The sequence below is a fragment of the Pseudomonas sp. TE12234 genome (assembly GCF_054061835.1).
Genome location: NZ_JBSSEP010000019.1, coordinates 1 through 19,201 on the forward strand (window position 1 = coordinate 1; position 19,201 = coordinate 19,201).

The 19,201-nt window shown below is 60.4% G+C and carries 18 protein-coding genes; 11 read left to right on the forward strand and 7 right to left on the reverse strand.

The window, feature by feature from the left end:
* A partial coding sequence (locus ACVWYU_RS24325; protein WP_457373859.1) for a hypothetical protein occupies positions 1-200 on the reverse strand: 200 nt, incomplete at its 3' end.
* Positions 201-581: 381 nt separating this feature from the next.
* Between ACVWYU_RS24325 and ACVWYU_RS24330 the strand changes: the two genes are divergently transcribed.
* Positions 582-1,904, forward strand: a complete 1,323-nt coding sequence (locus ACVWYU_RS24330) for a DUF1329 domain-containing protein (protein WP_247256977.1) — start codon at positions 582-584, stop codon at positions 1,902-1,904.
* A 63-nt stretch (positions 1,905-1,967) separates the two neighbouring features.
* Here ACVWYU_RS24330 and ACVWYU_RS24335 read toward each other — a convergent pair whose 3' ends face one another.
* Complete coding sequence (locus ACVWYU_RS24335; protein WP_457373860.1) at positions 1,968-2,783, reverse strand: substrate-binding periplasmic protein; 816 nt, start codon at positions 2,781-2,783, stop codon at positions 1,968-1,970.
* 431 nt (positions 2,784-3,214) lie between these two features.
* Between ACVWYU_RS24335 and potE the strand changes: the two genes are divergently transcribed.
* From potE to ACVWYU_RS24350, 3 genes are all read left to right on the forward strand, one after another.
* Positions 3,215-4,561, forward strand: a complete 1,347-nt coding sequence (gene potE / locus ACVWYU_RS24340) for a putrescine-ornithine antiporter (protein ID WP_457373861.1) — start codon at positions 3,215-3,217, stop codon at positions 4,559-4,561.
* Between the two features lie 41 nt (positions 4,562-4,602).
* The gene (locus ACVWYU_RS24345; RefSeq protein WP_090322955.1) at positions 4,603-5,508 is read left to right on the forward strand and encodes an amino acid ABC transporter substrate-binding protein; all 906 of its coding nucleotides are present in this window, start codon (positions 4,603-4,605) and stop codon (positions 5,506-5,508) included.
* Between the two features lie 220 nt (positions 5,509-5,728).
* Positions 5,729-7,144: a DUF2252 domain-containing protein gene (locus tag ACVWYU_RS24350; RefSeq protein ID WP_457373862.1), complete on the forward strand. Its 1,416-nt coding sequence runs from the start codon at positions 5,729-5,731 to the stop codon at positions 7,142-7,144.
* A 68-nt stretch (positions 7,145-7,212) separates the two neighbouring features.
* Here the strand turns inward: ACVWYU_RS24350 and ACVWYU_RS24355 are convergent, their stop codons facing one another.
* From ACVWYU_RS24355 to ACVWYU_RS24375, 5 genes are all read right to left on the reverse strand, one after another.
* A complete protein-coding gene (locus ACVWYU_RS24355; RefSeq protein WP_457373863.1) occupies positions 7,213-7,557 on the reverse strand; it encodes a cupin domain-containing protein in 345 nt (114 codons plus the stop codon).
* A 136-nt stretch (positions 7,558-7,693) separates the two neighbouring features.
* On the reverse strand, positions 7,694-8,080 hold the full coding sequence (locus ACVWYU_RS24360; RefSeq protein ID WP_103405483.1) for a VOC family protein: 387 nt from the start codon (positions 8,078-8,080) through the stop codon (positions 7,694-7,696).
* A gap of 92 nt (positions 8,081-8,172) precedes the next feature.
* Positions 8,173-9,297, reverse strand: coding sequence for an S-(hydroxymethyl)glutathione dehydrogenase/class III alcohol dehydrogenase (locus ACVWYU_RS24365; protein WP_390955728.1), 1,125 nt, complete (start codon positions 9,295-9,297; stop codon positions 8,173-8,175).
* A 114-nt stretch (positions 9,298-9,411) separates the two neighbouring features.
* Positions 9,412-10,380, reverse strand: coding sequence for a glycine betaine ABC transporter substrate-binding protein (locus ACVWYU_RS24370; protein WP_247256984.1), 969 nt, complete (start codon positions 10,378-10,380; stop codon positions 9,412-9,414).
* 154 nt (positions 10,381-10,534) lie between these two features.
* Positions 10,535-11,374, reverse strand: a complete 840-nt coding sequence (locus tag ACVWYU_RS24375; protein WP_457373864.1) for a HalD/BesD family halogenase — start codon at positions 11,372-11,374, stop codon at positions 10,535-10,537.
* A 116-nt stretch (positions 11,375-11,490) separates the two neighbouring features.
* On the opposite strand from ACVWYU_RS24375, the gene ACVWYU_RS24380 reads away from it, so the two are divergent.
* The 7 genes from ACVWYU_RS24380 to ACVWYU_RS24410 all read left to right on the forward strand — a co-directional run bounded on the left by ACVWYU_RS24380 (position 11,491) and on the right by ACVWYU_RS24410 (position 19,104).
* A complete protein-coding gene (locus ACVWYU_RS24380) occupies positions 11,491-12,426 on the forward strand; it encodes a LysR family transcriptional regulator (protein WP_247256986.1) in 936 nt (311 codons plus the stop codon).
* 222 nt (positions 12,427-12,648) lie between these two features.
* Entirely contained in the window at positions 12,649-13,458 is an 810-nt protein-coding gene (locus ACVWYU_RS24385; protein ID WP_457373865.1) for a response regulator transcription factor, read from the forward strand.
* A gap of 76 nt (positions 13,459-13,534) precedes the next feature.
* The gene (locus ACVWYU_RS24390) at positions 13,535-14,680 is read left to right on the forward strand and encodes an ABC transporter ATP-binding protein (RefSeq protein ID WP_457373866.1); all 1,146 of its coding nucleotides are present in this window, start codon (positions 13,535-13,537) and stop codon (positions 14,678-14,680) included.
* Between the two features lie 39 nt (positions 14,681-14,719).
* Complete coding sequence (locus tag ACVWYU_RS24395) at positions 14,720-15,862, forward strand: ABC transporter substrate-binding protein (protein ID WP_247256988.1); 1,143 nt, start codon at positions 14,720-14,722, stop codon at positions 15,860-15,862.
* Between the two features lie 30 nt (positions 15,863-15,892).
* A complete protein-coding gene (locus tag ACVWYU_RS24400; protein ID WP_247256989.1) occupies positions 15,893-16,810 on the forward strand; it encodes an ABC transporter permease in 918 nt (305 codons plus the stop codon).
* Between the two features lies 1 nt (position 16,811).
* On the forward strand, positions 16,812-17,639 hold the full coding sequence (locus tag ACVWYU_RS24405; protein ID WP_247256990.1) for an ABC transporter permease: 828 nt from the start codon (positions 16,812-16,814) through the stop codon (positions 17,637-17,639).
* Complete coding sequence (locus tag ACVWYU_RS24410; RefSeq protein ID WP_457373867.1) at positions 17,632-19,104, forward strand: aldehyde dehydrogenase family protein; 1,473 nt, start codon at positions 17,632-17,634, stop codon at positions 19,102-19,104. Before ACVWYU_RS24405 ends, ACVWYU_RS24410 begins: the two co-directional genes overlap by 8 nt.
* Positions 19,105-19,201 lie beyond the last annotated feature (97 nt).

A 19,201-nucleotide genomic window follows, 5' to 3' on the forward strand; every position in this document is an offset into this window, starting at 1 on the left:
GGCCTGACAGACACCTTTGATGTGACTCGCAGACCGCTATCGCGGGCAAGCCCACAGTTTTTTGGATCGTTCACACAATCAAGTAATGCCTTCGGACTTGTGGGAGCTGGCTTGCCAGCGATGACGGCCTGACTGACACCTTTGATGTCACAGCCGAACCCGACCAACGCTTGAGACGCATCCACCAGCAACGACCGCATAAGCCGACAGCTCTCGTCCGGCCACGTCGAAAAATACGGCAGCCCTGACCGAAGCCCCACCCCGGCCGCCCTGCCCGCGGAATTGGTCGGTCTGTCATCAATAGCCAAGGGGCTGTCGTCAAATGAAAAGCGTCCCCTTTCCGGGGGTTCTTTAATGTCAGCCATAAAAGGAGTTGGCGATTGAGCCCGTCGGGTGCCCACAAGGCAAAACGACCAGACGGGAAAAATTGAAAGCCGGCGCAACGCAATGGTTCAGCGCGTCCGTTTGAGTGCACTGCCAGCCCGCTGGCTGAGTGCCCAACGTACTGCCTTGAACCGACGGATGCGACCGCTGCGCCTGAGTCACGAGTTGCCTGGTACGCCAGGCCGGAGAATAACAATATGAAATTCGTGAAAAAGCTTCTGGCTGCCTCTTTGTTCATGGCGCTGACCATTGATGCAAAGGCCTATGTCTCAAGTCAGCAAGCCGCCGAACTGGGCACCCGCCTCACCCCGGTGGGTGCTGAGAAAGCCGGTAATGCCGATGGTTCGATTCCGCCCTATAGCGGTGGCCTGACCCATGCCCCTTCCGGCTTCAAGACCGGTGACAGCATGCGTCCGGACCCCTACGCCGACGAGAAACCGCTGCTGGTGATCAATGGCAAAAACGTCGACCAGTACAAGGGCATGCTGACTGCCACCACCGTCGCGCTGGCCCGGCGCTACCCCGACTACCGTATCGACGTCTACCCGACCCACCGCACCGCAGCCCTGCCCCAGGCGGTGCTGGACAATAGCCGCAAGAACGCCACCGGCGCCCGTTCCCTCAACGGCGGGATCGCTTTTGAGAATGTATTGCCCGGTGTACCGTTCCCGATCCCGCAGTCGGGCGCCGAAGCGATGTGGAATTTCCTGCTGCGCTTCCAGGGCGTCAACATCCACTCCAAATACGACTCCTGGAGCGTCGACTCGGCGGGAGTAGCAAGCCTGGCGGTCAGCGGCGAGGCATTTGTCTCCTTCCCGATTTACGAGAACATGTCCAAGCCCATCAACAACTCCGACATCTACTACCAGATGAAACTGTCCTATACCGGACCTGCGCGGCGTGCCGGCGAGTCGATCATGCTCAAGAACGCCACCAACCCGCTGCAACGCCCTGGCCGCGCCTGGCAGTACATGCCGGCCCAACGCCGGGTCAAACAGATTTCGATCCTGGCTTATGACACGCCGAATCCCGGTACCGCCCGTGCACTGGAACTGTACGACTGGACACTGGTGGGCAAGCAAGAAATGATCGTGCCCTATAACACCTACAAACTGACCTATGCCCATGACGCCAAGTCGTTGACCACCCCCAACTTCATTGCCCCGGCTTTCGTGCGCTGGGAAAAGCACCGCGTCTACGTCGTCGAGGGCAACCTCAAGCCCGGTGCAAAGCACATCTACCAGAAGCGGCGCTTTTACCTGGATGAAGACACCTGGGCCGCCGTGGCCTCCGATCAGTACGACACCAGTGGCCAGCTTTACCGTGGCTCCTTCGCCTTCCTCAGCCAGAGCTACGACGAGCAAGTCCCGGATGCCACCCCGTTCATGACCTACGATCTGTCGCTCGGCACCTACAACATCAATGGCGTTGTAGGTCCTCACGGCGGGATTCGCTACATCGAGCCGCTATCGACGGCGCAGTGGGTACCCGAGTCCATGGCGGGTGCCGGTATTCGCTAGGGCCGGGTGATCCGCCGCGAAATCGCCGATGACCGAAAAATCCCGGCGATTGCGCTTGAGTCTTCAGGGACGGACGACAGGCTGCGATGGAAACCAGTGCATATGGATTTGCTTGAGCACGCCATTGGCCTCGATGCGCCGGTAGCCTTCGTCATACATCTTCAGCGCCCGCAATCCGTCCGGGTGGGTCAGGCTAAAGCCTATGGTTGCAGCGGACAGCCCACAATTGAAGGCGAACCGGACGACATCTTCGGTACCTGCCTGTCTGGCCTTCTGTTCCTTGGCTTCCAGGTCATTGGTCACGATCAGGGCAGCCGACAAGCGCCGGGCGGCGAGTTTGCGAAGGTTCTGCACATCGGAGTCAGCATTCTCGAACACCACGCCGGCGGATTGCAGCGCGGTGGCCTGTGGCGAATATTCGTAGCCTCTGACGGTGCCCACTACCGTGCCGGGCGGCAAGGTGCAGGGGCTTTTGGGCGACTTCGGCAAGGGGGCGTTGATCGCTTCGAACATGTCATTGTTGACCGTGTAGATGGGCTGCGAGGCCATTTTGATCCTGCCCTCGAATTCGGGCAGCCAACTCATGTTGAAACAGGCCACGCTCGTGCCATTGAGCACCATGTATTTGCAACGGGCATAGGGCACGACTTTGAGCTGCACATCGACCGCCATCTCCTTGAAGGCGGCGACCACCACGTCGTTGGCGTAACCTGTGCCGTCACGCTTCGACCAGGGGGCGGCCGCATCCTCGACCATGATCGTCATCGTCTCGTGCACCTGCGGTGCAGCGACCACACTCGTAGCCAGCAGGTAGAGTGTGCACATCAGCAACATCGGTTCGAACTGCCACATTCTGTGGTTAGTTTTTAGTTGATGCATGTTCCCTCATTGAACCGTCGCCTCCAGTAGCAATAGGTCGACCTATCAAGCAGATACCCAAGAGGAACCAGCCCGTCAGGCTGTGCAGATACCGGGTCGAGATTTTGGCCGGCGCCATGATCGCACAACTGGGCAATGCGCGTGATCTGTCGATTGAAATCTTCGAGTGCGTCGCCCGCCAATGCGTGTCCTCGCTGAGTGTTCGCTGATTGATCTAAATCAGACGATTGACCGGCAAAAAAAACCAATGTGTTGTCTCCAGCTTCCGGTTTTGGAGCCATGTCATGTTGGCGCCTTCATTTTTCTGTTCAGAACGCCAAAAGCCATCTTCAATGTAGTTGGCGACAGAACTGTTCGATGGGCACTTTCCGGACCTTGAGTACGACTATCGGCACCAGGGTCTACGCGTAGGGCAGATCAAGGAGTTTTCGATGGCCGACTCAAGCAAAAAAATGAGCCTCGTGGGGCTTACCACGCTGGTGACAGTGAACATGATGGGCTCGGGCATCATCCTGCTGCCGACGAGCATGGCCCAACTCGGTGCCGTTTCGTTGCTGTCATGGCTGGTCACCGCCGTTGGCTCCATGTCCATCGCCTATTGCTTTTCCCAGTGCGGCATCTACTGCCTGCGCTCAGGCGGGCTGTCGGCCTACACCGAAGAGGCGCATGCCAAATCGGGCTTCTTCCTCTGTTCGTATCTGTACTTTCTCTCCCTGGGCATCGCCAACGTGGCCGTCGCGATCTCGGCGGTGGGTTACATGACATCGTTCGTGCCCTGGCTTGGCAGTGGCGCGATTCCCCTGTTCATCGGCACGGTCGCCCTGCTCTGGATCACCACCATCGCCAACTTCGGCGGCCCCGGCATCACCGGCAGGATCGGTACGATTACCGTGTGGGGTGTCATCATCCCGGTGGCCGGCTTGAGCATCATCGGCTGGTACTGGTTCAAGACCGACGTGCTGGTCGCCGCCTGGAACCCGAACAACCTGCCGATCTCCGAGGCCATCAGTAAAGCCATTCCCCTGACCCTGTGGGCTTTCCTGGGCATGGAGTCGGCGGCCCAGGCTTCCGATGCGGTGGAAGATCCCAAGCGCAACGTACCGCTAGCGTGCCTGTTCGGCACCCTGGGTGCAGCAGTGGTCTACATCCTGTCGACAACGGTGATCCAGGGGATGATACCCAACGCCGAACTGGCCAACTCGTCCGCGCCCTTCGCCCTCGTCTATGCCCACATGTTCAACCCCACGGTCGGCAACATCGTCATGGCGCTGGCCGTGATGGCCTGTGTCGGATCGCTGCTGGGCTGGCAATTCACCCTGGCGCAGACGGCCAAGATGACCGCGGACCAAGGCATGTTCCCGAAATTTTTCAGCAAGGTCACCACCAGGGATGCGCCGATCATCGGCATGCTGGTCTGCGGCGTCTTGCAGACCCTGATGGCGCTGTCGACCATTTCACCCAATGCCAGCGCCCAGTTCGGCAAGCTCGTCAGCCTGGCGGCCGTGACCAACCTCATCCCCTACGTCACAGCCGCCACGGGCCTGCTGGTCATGATGTACAAGGCCAGGGTCAGTGCCGGGATCTATACGCGCAATACCGCGCTCTTACTGATCGCCGTGGCCTATTCGTTGTACGCCCTTTATGCCTGCGGCAAGGATGCGGTATTCGGTGGCCTCATTGTCCTTACCTTCGGCTACCTGCTCTACGGCTTCCTCTCCAAGCGTTTTGTCGCTCCGACTCCCGCCGCTCAGACCAGTACCGGCAATCCTCAGCTGTAACTACCAGGCAACACAGACATTCGAATGCGGGGCGCCAGGATATGAATGTACAACGGATCAAAGCCACCCACTTGCTGCTTGCAAGCCTGCTCGCCGTGGGGCCGGTAGTGGCCGATGCCAGTACCCTTGAACGGGTGCGCACGAGCAACACCTTCACCCTCGGCTACCTGCCGGACCTGGCCCCGTTCAGTGCCCAGGCCGGCGACAAGGCCAGCGGTTATGCGATCGAGCTTTGTCTGAAAATCGCTGACCACGTCAAAGCCGAGTTAGGCTTGCCCGACATGCAGGTGCGTTACCAACCGGTCTCCGTCGACGACGAGATGACGGCCGTCAGCACGGGCAAGGTCGACATCCTCTGTACGCCCACCCCGCCCACGCTGGCGCGACGCAAGCATGTGAGTTACTCGATACCGGTCTACACCGCCGGCCTTTCGGTGGTGGTGCGCAAGGATGCACCCGAGACCCTGCTCAATGTCCTCAACGGCAATGTTGCCCGTACCGGGCCGACCTGGCGTGCGACGGTCAACCATGGGTTATCCGATCAAACCTATGCCACCATCGCCGGCGGAATCACCGAGGCATGGATTCGCCAGCAAATGCGCTTGCTCGGCGTGGTGGCCACCCTGATCACCGCCAAGAACATTGAGGCAGGCGTCAACCTGGTCGCCGAAGGCAAGGCCGATGCCTTCTTCGCCGAACGCATGCTGCTGAGCAACCTCCTGGTCACGCACCCATCCACTGCAAAACTGGTCCTGCTGGATCGGGTTTTCGAGTATTCGCCGACTGCGATGGCAGTGGATCGAGACGATGAAAACTTCCGTTTGCTGGTCGATACCGCTCTCAGCGAAATGTACAAGTCGGGCGAGATCGAACAGGCCTGCAACACCTACCTGGGAGGCATCAGTGACATGGCGAAAAAACTGTTCAAGCTCTACGCGATTCCTTAGAAGCGAGCCGCAAAAATCAGGCGACCCCGTCAGTGGAAGAAATAATCCCGCTCCTCTACCGGCCACGCCTTGATCAAGCTCGGGAACTGCTACGCTGAAACAATATTCTTAGGCACTTTTCAGGAAACCGGCACACGCACTTTCTGTGGGCTGATGGAGCAGTCGCATTACCAGATCCGGTGCCCAAGCGAGTCTGACTTCGTTGAGCAAAGGAGTGGACATGCCTCCCCGCAAAAACAGCTATGCCCACAGCAGGAAAGGACACTCGGAAGACCACTGGGACGAGTTGGTCTTCCACTCGCGCAAGGAGCGTCTGTACGCAGGTGAACAAATACGCGAGCGCGTGCCCCATGCCGATCACGCCGTATGGAAACCGCCGCGCAAAAACCGAGACCCCATCGAACTCCTCGAAATCTCCAATCGCCATCGACTGCCCAATCTGGTGCCGGTGCGTTACGGCCGCATGGTGCGCAGTCCCTTCACATTTCTGCGTGGCTCTGCGGGCTTGATGGCGCATGACCTGGCCACGACCCCGACCACCGGCATTCAGGTGCAGGCCTGCGGCGATTGTCACCTGATGAACTTCGGGTTGTTCGCCACACCTGAGCGCAACCTGATATTCGACATCAACGATTTCGACGAAACCCTGCCCGCCCCCTGGGAGTGGGATGTCAAACGCCTGGCGATCAGTTTTGCCGTGGCCGCTCGGGATAACCGCCTCAGCGATAAAGACGCGCGGGCCATCGCCGTCGAGAGTGTTCGTGCCTACCGCGAACGGCTGCGCAAACTCTCCAGGATGAGTCCATTGGATGTCTGGTATGACCGACTGGATGCCCAATCGATCGTCGATATGGCGCCCAATTCAGAAACCAGGAAATTTCGCGAGCAAATAGTTTCTAAGGCCAGGCTGCGTGTCGGCGATTACCTCTATCCCAAGATCAGCAGCGAAGTCGGTGGACGGCGGCGCCTGATCGATCAACCCCCGGTACTTTTTCATGTGCACGAAAAAGGCTTCATGCAAAACGTGCGCATGGCCCTGCAGGATTATCGATTGTCGCTGCCCCATGAACGGCGCGTGCTTTTCGATCGCTATCGCCTCGAAGATGTTGCCGTCAAGGCCGTCGGGATCGGGAGCGTCGGGACCTATTGTTTCGTCGGTCTGTTCTTTTCCGCGGAAAATCACCCGTTGCTCCTGCAATTCAAGGAAGCCTGTCCCTCGGTGCTGGCGCCCCATGCGGGCAAGAGCGAGTACGAGAATCAGGGCCAGCGCGTCGTCACCGGACAGCGCCTGATGCAGTCGTCCAGCGATATCTTCCTGGGCTGGACACGCGGCCAGAACGGTCGCTACTTCTTTGTCCGTCAGTTGCGTGACATGAAAATGTCAGCGCCCATCGAGAACATATCCACTGCGCGAATGAAGTTGTACGCCGAATTGTGCGGCCTGATCCTGGCCCGTGCCCACGCCAAATCAGGGGATGCCGCGCTCATCAGCGGCTACCTGGGCAAGACGGATTCCTTCGACCAGGCCATCGGCAAATTTGCCCTCGCTTATGCCGATCAGAATGCCAAAGACCACGCCAAGCTGCTGGCCGCAGAGAAATCGGGGCGGATCAATGTGTTGAGAGAAGAAGAGTGATGAAGCCGACTTAAGCGGGGCCGCCGCAAACGCCCGTCGGCTTGCCCGTGAGGATGTCCGGCTTGAGCTTACGTTTGCCTGACAATTTCGACCGAGATCTCACACGCCGCGACTGTTCCCCTGTTCTCAAGCCAGTGAGTGGTGTTCCGGTCTTCGGGCCAACCCACTCCCGGACCATAGTCCGTGGCCATTCCATTGCGATGGTCAGTGATCGTTCCTTGCAATATATAGACGATGCCCGGCCGATCGATATGGTTGTGCACCGGCCCGAACACGCCTCCAGGCTCGATGGTCACCATCCGCATTCTTAGCAGGCGCCCGGCCATGCCCTCGATCTCGGGTCCCAGGTCGATCGTTGCGAGTAACTGCACCGCAACCCCCTTAGTTTCAGGTGCCATCTGTTCGTTGCTCATCATGCGCTCCTCTCTGTATCTGCAGGCCCTAATGAGCAGTAGACACCTTAAAAGGCCTGAGCAGTCGAGAGGCGACCAAGGGTCGATTTCGTCGAGTCGTGAAAGGCGAGGCTTGAATCAAGCCTCGCCCTGAAGCTTACCAGGCAGGTTTGAAGCAATACGCCGCCAGCTTGTTGCCGTCGAGGTCGCGGGCATAAGCCGCATAGGCATTCGGCGCCCAGCCACGAGGACCCGGTGCGCCTTCGTCGGTGCCGCCATTGGCCAGTGCGGCGGCGTGGAACGCATCGATCGCGGCGCGATCCGGCGCTTCAAAGCTGACCGTGACACCGTTGCCCACGCTGGCCGGGGCGCCGTTGGCCGGTTTCAGCACGAAAAAGGACGGTGCGTCCTGGCCCCAGATCGAACCATTGTCGTCCAGGTCGGCGAGGCGCTTCTGGCCCAGGGCGCCGAGTACTTTGTCGTAAAAGTCGCGGGCTTTTTGCAGATCGTTGGTGCCGACGGTGACATGGGTAAAGATGCTCATTGTGATGCTCTCTCTGTTCAAAACATGGTGGGTGGGTAGTGCGTTTGTCGACCGGGCGCCGTCTGTCCAGGACCCTCGCCAGGCCGGTTGAATCAGCGATCGAAATGAATGACGGTGCGGATGCTGCGGCCTTCATGCATCAGGTCGAAGGCCCGGTTGATGTCTTCCAGGCCCATGGTGTGGGTGATGAAGGTCTCCAGCGGGATTTCGCCCGTCCGGGACTTCTCGACATAGCTGGGCAGTTCGCTGCGTCCTTTCACGCCGCCAAACGCCGAACCGCGCCAGACGCGACCGGTCACCAACTGGAACGGACGGGTACTGATTTCCTGACCGGCACCGGCGACGCCGATAATCACCGACTCGCCCCAGCCCTTATGGCAGCACTCAAGCGCGGCACGCATCAGATCGACGTTGCCGATGCATTCGAAGGAGTAATCGACGCCACCCTCGGTCATCTCGACGATCACTTCCTGGATGGGCCTGGCGTGATCCTTGGGGTTGATGAAGTCGGTGGCGCCCAGTTGCCTGGCGATTTCGAATTTGGCCGGGTTGATATCGATGGCGATGATGCGGCCGGCCTTGGCCATGGTGGCGCCGATGATCGCCGCCAGGCCGATGCCACCCAGGCCGAAGATCGCCACGCTGGCGCCCTCTTCCACCTTGGCAGTGTTGAGCACCGCACCGATGCCGGTGGTCACGCCGCAACCGAGCAGGCAGACCTTGTCCAGTGGCGCATCCTTGGGGATTTTCGCCAGGGAGATTTCCGGCAACACGGTGTATTCGGAAAAGGTCGACGTGCCCATGTAGTGAAAAATGGGTTGGCCCTGGTAGGAAAAGCGGCTGGTGCCATCCGGCATCAGGCCTTGGCCTTGCGTGGCCCGGATCTTCTGGCAGAGGTTGGTCTTGCCGGATCTGCAGAATTTGCACTCGCCGCATTCCGGGGTGTACAGCGGGATCACATGATCGCCCACCGCCAGGGAGGTCACACCCTCACCGACGGCTTCGACGATACCGCCGCCTTCATGACCGAGAATCACCGGAAAGAGCCCTTCCGGATCGGCACCGGACAGGGTAAAGGCATCGGTATGGCAGACACCGCTTGCCACGATCCGGACCCGCACTTCCCCCGTCTGTGGGGGTGCCACATCGACTTCGACAATTTGCAGGGGCTGGTTCGCCGCGAAGGCCACAGCCGCTCGTGATTTGATCTTGTTCATAAAATTCCGCACGCAAAAAGAGACCGCCTCTGGCAACAGAAGCGAGAAAACGCAGTAGTGATGGGTGTTGGCAAGAACGTTTTAGGCGCCGGGCATCCTTGCCCTCATTGCCGATTAAAGCGCTGCCTGGATTTTGCTGGCGACGGCTTCATCCACCCAGGCGTGCCACACCTCAGGGTGTTCCTTGAGGAAGATTCTGGCCAGTTTGGGCGACTCGATGCGTTCCTTGGTCATCCTCGCCAGGTTCTGATTCAACAGTTCGATGGGAATATTGACCTTCTCCAACACCGCAACCAGCTCGGGGGCCTGCTCATTGAAGGCTTTGGAAATGCCGACTTTGGTCACCACGTTTTTGTCGACACCCGGCTTTTCTTCCAGCCGTATCGCATCGATCTGTCCCATCAGTGGCGTCGGCGACCAGTAGTAGAACAGCACCGGTTCACCACGCTTGTAGCTGGACAGTACCGCGGCATCCAGGGCAGCACCGGTTCCAGGGCGGAAGTTGATGAAGGTGTTTTCAAGACCGTAGTCTTTCAACATCTCCGTGTTTTCCTGCTCACAGATCCAACCCGCCGGGCAGTTGTAGAAGCGGCCTTTGGACGGTTCTTCCGCGTCACGGAAAACCTCGGGGTATTTGCTCAGGTCGGCGACCGTCTTCAGGTCTGGCGCCCGCGCCGGCTTGTTGCGTTTCGCGTCGCCTTCGACCACATATCGCGGCACGTACCAGCCCTGGACCGCACCGATGATCGGCGAACCAATCGCAACGACCTTGCCGGCCGCCGCCGCCTTTTTCCAGACCTCACTGCGCTCCATCCACTCTTCGCCGAATACCTGGATGTCGTTGCTGGCCAGAGCGGTCTCAAGAATGATGGTATTGCCGACCAACTCGTCGGTTGCACAGCCGTAACCTTCCTTGAGCACAATCTTCATGATGTCGGTGAGCAGCATCCCGCTCTCCCAATTCAAACCGGCAAACTTCACCGGCTTGCCCGAGTCACACCACCCTGCCGCCTGGCTTGAAGCACTGGCAACGAGCACGCCAAGGGTGAGTAACGAGGCCAGCAAATTCTTCCTGTATTTCATGATCAGACGCTCCGAAATTATTATTGGGGGCAGCGAGCTGTTGCGTGCGGCACAAACGGCAAACGAGACCACCGATCGAAGGTGTGCAAGTGCCTGTGCGAACACGTGAAGCGAAGAAGTGAATCGATTGTTTTTATTGTAAGGGGTGCTGAACCTATACCAGCGGCTCTACCGACGTACGTCCGTAGAACAATTTGCGCGCATAGTCGCTGAACTCGACATTGGGCTGATCCACGTAGGCAAATACCGCGTTGAGCCTGAGCCTGTCGCCGACCACCGGCGTCACACGGTGCAGCGAGTAACGACCACGGAACAATGTCAGGGTCCCGGGCACCTGCGGCAGAACTTCTATTTTCTGTGTGGCCGGGTTGTCGAGGAATTGCCCGACCGCGTCATAGCAATCGTCGTTCTCGTTACGCAGCATGCGTACATATTCAAAGTCGCCACCGGCAGTCGCCGCCTGCAGAGACAGCGTCACGCTGAAGTCGGAACGATCAAAGTGCCAGCCAAGCTGTTGCCCCGCCGTAAAGCCCTGCAGGTTAAGTGCGGCCAACGGATCCGCATGGCGATAGAGCACGTCCAGATTCAGTACATCGCGAATGAACGAAAGCACTTCGTCCGACTGGTAAATCTGCCGGATCAGATGGTCTGTCGGGATATCGGCGTAGGCGACCGTATCTTTCTCGGTGTTCATCAACCGCCGCAGTGGATGAGCCGGGTCAACGCTTTCGTCCTGAGGCTTGAAATACACCGTGTGGTTTTCACGGAAATGGAACATGCGCGGGTGCAGCGCCAGGGTCTGATCCGCCAGGGTGCCGACCACATCATCGCGGACAAACCCCGGGAAAATCGCAACGCCTTCCTCGCCGAGCAACGATTGGCTGCGGGTGACCAGTTGCTGATACGCCGGATGGCTTCGATTGGTGATGGGATAACGCTCAAGGTCGACAATATCGCCCAGAGTGACTGCAGGGGTGAAGGCAAGCGTTGTCATGTTTGTTGTTCTCCGGTGGGCTGTTGTTGCTGAAACCAGATTGCACCGGAGCAAAAAACAAGTCACGCTCATTATTTTACGCAAATTTGTGAATTATTTTCAGGTCGCGCCCACCTATGAGACTTACCCTTGATCACCTCGTGATGTTGCAAACCCTGTCGGAAGTCGATTCAGTGACCGCCGTTGCCGAACGCTTATGGCTGACCCCTTCCGCCGTCAGTCACCGTATGCGCGAGGCCGAGCGGCGCATCGGCGTGAGCCTGACGGAACGTTCGGGAGGCAAACTGAGGCTCAGCCCCGCGGGCGTGCGCCTGGAGCGCGCCGCCAGAGACATCATCGCGATTCTCAACGAAGCCGAGTCCGAAGCTCGATCCATGGCCGGCGGTGTCACCGCTTTCGTGCGCATGGGCGTCACCTCCTACGGCCCGTTCCGCTGGATCCCCAAGTTCATCAAGCATTATTCGAACTTGCGCCCGGACATCGAAATCACCCTGGTGACCGTGCCGCGCAACGACGTTTACGCGAGCTTGATGCAGGGCCGGCTGGATGTCTCCATCATTGATGACGGCATGGTGCCCAGCGGTGTCGCCAGGTTGCCGCTGTTTCGCGACGACTTGATTGCGATCATGGCCACCGATCATCCTCTGGCAGGAAGAAAGAATATTTATGCCGAAGACTTCAAGACCTACAACCTGGTGACCTATTCGACCGATCGCGCCAGTGGCTGGGAATATGATCGCTTCTTCGCCCCCGCCAGCATCTTGCCGCGGCGCATGATCACCGTGGAGCTGATCGAAGCCATCGTCGAACTGGTTCGCTCAGGGTACGGAATCAGCATCTTGCAACGGGATTTGGTGACCCCCAGCCTGGAGCGCGGGGAACTGGCCTGGGCCGCCCTGAATGACGGTCTGGACATTGCCTGGAACGCAATTATTCGCCCTTCGGAACAGCAAGACAGCGAGGTCAACAAGATGGTCAAGGAACTTGATACCTGGATCAAACAGGTACAAAACCCCGACACAGCGGCGGCCGTCTCCACACTTGATCTTTAATCGGCCGGCGCCAAAACCGACACTTTTCATCAGCCCCATGTTTGCTGTCCCCTGCGCGACGGGGTGAATCATTAACCGAAGTTGTAGCACTCGGTAACACCCGGCCCCGTCGCGGTGCATTTTCTCAGCGCTTTTTCCATGACCGGCCCTGCTCCACAAGGCCAACGCCGCCATGGCGTACTTTGTGCATCGTGTCGCGATCCACCCCTGCCTGAAGTCACCATGCGCCCCAAGGAACTGAAACTCTGGACCACCGGTGTCGCCCACTTGCTGGACCTGCCCGCCGGGCATGCGCGGCTGTCGGGCCTTAGCCACTGGTTGCGGCAAGTATGCCCGGTCGATCATTTCGTCTTGTTCGTCTACGAAGGCAATCACCGGCCTCTGGCGTTGTTCGACACCTTCTCGGCGGACAAGCGCGGGGTCTATGTCGACGACTATCAGTGCGGGCCGTATTTGCTTGATCCGTTCTACCTGGCCTGTACGCGCGGGCAGGCGCCCGGTTTGTGGCGATTGCGCCAGTTTGCGCCCGACCACTTTTACCTCGGCGAGTATTACCTGACCTACTACCAGCAAACCGGTCTGGCAGAGGAAGTGGCGTTTTTCGTCGACCTCGGGGCCGGTGCGACGGCGGTGCTGTCGTTGATGCGTTCCTCGGCCAGTTGCGCATTCAGCCGTGACGAAATGCAGTTGGTCGAGTGCGCGCAAGCGGTGGTCGAGCAGGTCATCAATGAAGCCTGGCGCCTGCGTCAGGCCCAGCAACCACGACCTGCGCAGGATCTGGACTTCAAGATCCGCGAAGCCTTCGACCAGTTCGGCGCGCACATCCTCACCGGGCGTGAGCAGGAGATTGTGCAATTGCTGTTGCGCGGTCACTCCAGTGCCTCGGTCGCCGAACAACTGAACATCAGCCCGGGCACGGTGAAAATCCATCGCAAGAATATCTACGCCAAGCTCGGCATCGGCAGCCAGTCGGAATTGCTCGGGCTGTTTATCCGCGACCTCACTGGCCAGGAACTGGTCGTCGACGTCTGACACCTGAAAAACGACTCTATCCCCCAAGGGATATATACGCCATAAAACCCTCATTGTCAGTTTGGCCCCCGACGCAATGATTCATCACTGCAAGGGAGCCCGCCTCGTGAACGACAACCCGCCAAGCGATATCGAATTCTGCAATGTGGTCAAACGCTATGGCCAGGTGCAGGCCGTCAATGGTTTGAATTTCGCCGTGCGGCGCGGTTCGTTCCATTCCTTTCTCGGCGGCTCGGGCTGCGGCAAAACCACCACCTTGCGCATGATCGCCGGTTTCGAACAGCCCACCAGCGGTGAAGTGCGCCTGGCGGGCAAGAGCGTGGCCGGCGTGCCGGCCTTCGAGCGGCCGGTGAACATGGTGTTCCAGCATTACGCGCTGTTTCCGCACCTGACCGTGGCGCAGAACATTGCCTATGGCCTGCGCTATCGCACGCCGCGCCCCGACAAAAAACAACAGCTGCGCATGGCCGATGAAGCCCTGGAAATGGTGCGCCTCAGCGGCTTCGGCCAGCGCAAGCCGAGTGAGCTTTCAGGCGGTCAACAACAGCGCGTGGCCCTGGCCCGGGCGCTGGTCAACAAGCCCACCGTGTTGCTGCTCGACGAGCCACTGGCGGCGCTTGACCGCAAGCTGCGCAAGGAGATGCAGTCGGAATTGCTGCGCCTGCAACGCGAAGTGGGCATCACCTTCGTGCTGGTCACTCACGACCAGGAAGAAGCCCTGTCCATGAGCGACAGCATCAGCGTGATGCACAACGGCTCGATCATCCAGACCGCCACCCCGGAACAGCTGTATGAGGCACCGGCCAGCCGCTACGTGGCTGACTTCATCGGCGAGTCCAACCTGTTCAACGGCACCGTCCGCCATCTGAACGGCAGCTCGGTGGTTCTGCGCACCGAGCAGGGTCTGGAACTGTCCAGCCCGCTGACGCCCACCGGCAAGGCGCTGAGCGCGAACGCTGAAGGCTGCATCGCCGTGCGTCCGGAACTGATCAGCATCGCCGGTGCCAGCGCCGACATGGTGCGGGAAGTGACCCTGCACGGCTGTGTGGAGGACCGCATTTATCTGGGCAACACCACCGAATACCGCGTACGCACCCAGGCCTTCGGCGTGGTTTGTGTGCGCGTGCCGCGCCAGCAGGACCACGGCGCCAATGCATTCGAACACGGCGCGGCAGTGCGCGTCGGCTGGGATCACGCCAATGGCCTGGCCATGGCGTTGTAAGTCGTCGATTCGTTTCATCAACCGGATGGGGAGCGTGCTATGGACCAGAAGACCTTTATCAAAACCCTGCGCAGCTGGCAGAACGGCTCGATCAGTCGCCGCGACTTTCTTGGCCGCACCGGCCTCGGAATCGCCGCGGCGGTGGTCGCCACCCACATGCCCGGCCTGCTGACCTCCACGGCCGAGGCCGCCGAGCAAGGCAAGCTCGGGGATCGCCTGTCGCTGGCGACCTGGCCGAACTACCACAGTCAGGAAAACCTCGACGCGTTCGCCAAGACCACGGGGGCACGGGTGTCGATGAGCGTGTTCGGCTCCAACGAAGAAATGCTCGCCAAGTTGCAGGCCGGCGGCAGTGGCTGGGACGTGCTGGTGCCGACCAACTACACCATCAGCACCTACGTCGGCCTGGGTCTGATCGAACCGCTGGACCTGTCGCGCATTCCCAATTTCGATGCCTCGGCGTTCCAGCAGAAGTTCATGGCCCAGGGCACGGTCGACGGCAAGGTTTATGCGGTGCCGAAGAACTGGGGCACCACCGGCATGCTCTACGACACCGGCAAGCTGAAGAACGGCCCGACCAGCTGGAAAGAATTCTGGGCCGCCGCCCAAGGCCCCGCCAGCGGCCGCACCATGGTCCATGACTATCAATTGACCGCCATCGGCAACGCCCTGAAAAGCTTCGGCTACAGCTTCAACTCCCTGGACCCGAAAGAACTGGCCGATGCCGAAAAACTGCTGATCGAAGTCAAGCCACACCTGTTCGCCATCAACTCCGACATCCAGCCGTCGATGCGCAGCGGCGATGCCTGGCTGGCCATGTCGTGGACCGGTGACGCCTCGCAGCTGCATCGCGACAACGCGCAGATGCAGTTCGAGCTGGGCAAGGAAGGCGGTGAGCTGTGGAGCGACTTCTTCGCCATTCCGAAAAACTCGGAGCACAAGGACGCCGCCTACGCCTTCATCAACTACCTGCTCGACCCGCAGCACAACAAGCTCGAAGTGCTGAGCCACGGCTACCCGAGCGGTGACAAGCGGGTCGATGCGCTGCTGCCGACGGCCATGCTCAATGATCCGATCATGTACCCGGCCGCCGAAGCCCTCAGCCCACTGGAATTCGGGGCGGCAGCAACGCTCACCAGCCCGGCCCGCGCCGAACTGATGGCCCGTTTCAAATCCGCCTGATCACTTGCCATGGCCAACGAGGAGTCGCCCATGAATGCCGCCGCCCACCCGCAAACGGTGCAGCCAGGCAGTACCCTGTCAGTCGAGGTGCGCCCACGGCACAACCTCGGCCGGCGGATCACCCTGCTGATGCTCTTGCCTTCGACCCTGTGGTTCCTGCTGCTGTTACTGATGCCGCTGGTGATCATCCTGGTCTTCAGTTTCGGCGAGCGCAGCGCCGTGGGCGGGTATGCCGGGGGCTTCACACTGGCCAACTACCTGAACCTCGGTTCGCGGGCGGCGGCGTTCGGCAACACGCTGGTGTTGGCGCCACTGGGCACCCTGGTGTGCCTGGTGGCGGCCTACCCGCTGGCGTACTTCCTCGCCGTCAAGGTCAGCAAAAACCGTTCGCTGTTGCTGACGCTGGTGATCGTACCGTTCTGGACCAGTTTCCTGATCCGCACCTACGCGTGGATTTTCATCCTCAGCGGCAAGGGCATTCCGGCGTTGCTGGCCAGCCTTGGCCTGGAAGATGTGCGCCTGATCAACACGCCCTGGGCCGTGCTGATCGGCATTGTCTACGGCTACCTGCCGCTGATGGTGTTCCCGATCTACGTCAGCCTGGAAAAACTCGACAAGCGCCTGCTCGAGGCCTCGGCGGACCTGGGCGCCAGTGCCTTCGAAAGCTTTCGCAGGATCACCCTGCCCCTCTCTGCGCCGGGGATCATCACCGGGGTGATGCTGGTGTTTATCCTGCTGATGGGCGAGTTCCTGATCCCGGCCATTCTCGGTGGCGGCAAGGTGTTCTTCGTCGGCAACGCGCTGGTCGACCTGTTCCTGCAGTCGCGCAACTGGCCATTCGGCAGCGCGCTGGCAATGACCCTGGTGGCGATGATGTTGCTGATCATCGGCCTGTATTTGAAGCTCGTGGCGCGCTACGGCGGCCGCCCTGCCGACGGAGGCCTGTGACATGTGGCTGCGCAGCTATTCGACTTCGCTGTACCTGTTTCTCTACGCGCCGATTGCCCTGATCATCCTGTTCAGTTTCAACGCCGGGCGCAGCGGCCTGGCCTTCGAGTGCTGCTCGGTGCAATGGTTTGGCCGCGCCTTCGACAACCCGTTCATCATGGAAGCCCTCGGTCACAGCGCCTTCATTGCCCTGTGCTCGGCGGTGCTGGCGACGCTGTTCGGCACCCTCGCGGTGTTCGGTCTGCAGCGTGCCGGACGCAAGGTTCGCCTGCTGTTCGATGCCCTGACCTACTGCGCGATCATCGTCCCGGGCATCGTCATCGGCATCTCCACACTGATCGCCTTCATCAGCCTGTTCGACCTGATCAACCCGCTGCTGGCAAGCTGGATGCCCAGCGTGCCACGGTTGAACATGGGCTTCTTCACTGTGATCGCCGCGCACTCGCTGTTCACCATGGCACTGGTCATGGTGATCGTGCGCAGCCGTGTCGACTCTCTGGACAAGGCGCTGCTGGAAGCCTCCGCCGACCTGTACGCCCCGCCCATGCAAACCTTCTGGCGGGTGACCCTGCCGCAGATCAGCCCCGCGATCATGGCCGGGTTCCTGCTGGCGTTCACCTTCAGCTTCGACGACTTCATCATCGCCTTCTTCGTCGCCGGTTCCGAGACGACGTTGCCGATCTACATTTTCTCTTCCATCCGCCGCGGCGTGACCCCGGAGATCAACGCGATCTCGACGGTGATCATCTGTCTGTCCCTGGCACTGTTATTCACTTCCCGCTCTCTGCAAAACCGCCAGACCGGCGTCCAGGAGTCGCACCATGCGTGATCAGCTATACATCAACGGCGAGTGGGTCAGCCCGGACCTGGGCGGCTATCTGGAGGTCGTCGATCCGGCCACCGAGCAAACATTCCACCGCGTGGCGGCCGGCACTGAAGAAGACGTCGACCACGCCGTGCGCGCGGCCAGGCGCGCCTTCGACAATGGCTGGAGCCAAACCAGCGGTGCCGAGCGAGCGCAGTGGCTGGAAGCCCTGGCCGATGAACTGGAAAGTGGCCAGTCAGCGCTGGCGGAACTGGAGGTGCGCGACAACGGTAAGCCGTTGCCCGAAGCGCAGTGGGACATCGGCGATGCGATTGGCTGTTTTCGCTATTACGCCGGCCTGGCCCGCGAACTGGACGAACAGCAGGACCAGCCGCTGGCATTGCCGGACGCCCGTTTTCGCTGCCGTATCCGCCATGAACCGATTGGCGTGGCCGGGCAGATCATCCCGTGGAACTACCCGCTGCTGATGGCCGCCTGGAAAGTGGCTCCGGCCCTGGCGGCGGGGGCCACGTTGGTGTTGAAGCCGTCCGAGCTGACGCCATTGACGGCGCTGGAACTGGCCGCCGCCGCCGACCGCATCGGCCTGCCAGCGGGTGTCCTGAACGTGGTCACCGGGCTCGGCGCCGAGGCTGGCAGTCCGCTGACCGAGCACCCCGGCGTGGACAAACTGGCCTTCACCGGCAGCGTGCCCACCGGGGCGAAAATCATGTCGGCGGCGGCCCGCGACATCAAGAACATCAGCCTCGAACTGGGCGGCAAGTCAGCGTTCATTGTCTTCGACGACGCGGATGTCGAAGCCGCCGTGGAGTGGATTCTGTTCGGGATCTTCTGGAACCAGGGCCAGGTGTGCAGCGCCACCTCGCGGCTTTTGGTGCAGGACAGCATCGCCCCGAGGTTGATCGAACGCCTGGTCGAAGCAACCCGCAAGATCACCATCGGCCCCGGTCTTGAGCCCGGCGTGCTGCTGGGGCCACTGGTCAGCCAGGGCCAGTACGACAAGGTGCTCGGCTTTGTCGATCAGGGTCTGGCCAGTGGCGCGCGCCTGCTCACCGGAGGCCGGCGGCCGGCGCATTTGCCAGAGGGTTACTTCATCGAGCCGGCGATCTTCGACGAACCGGGACACAGCAGCATCCTCTGGCGCGAGGAAGTCTTCGGCCCGGTGCTGTGCATCAAGCGTTTCAACACCGAAGACCAAGCCGTGCAAATGGCCAACGCCAGCCGCTTCGGCCTCGCCGCCGCAGTGATGAGCACCGACTTGCAACGCAGCGCACGGGTCGCCAACCAGTTACGCGCCGGGATTGTCTGGGTCAACTGCTCGCAACCGACCTTCGTCGAAGCGCCCTGGGGCGGCATGAAACACAGCGGGATCGGCCGTGAGCTCGGGCAATGGGGGCTGCACAATTATCTGGAGGTCAAACAGATCACCGAGTACGTCAGTGAGCAACCCTGGGGCTGGTACCTGAAGTAAACAGGCCAGGTACTTCGCGAGCAGACTCAGCCCCACAGTTTGATCTTCAGCGGCCTCAAAGACCGAGCCCGGCTACGGTCTTTGGGGGAGCTGGCTT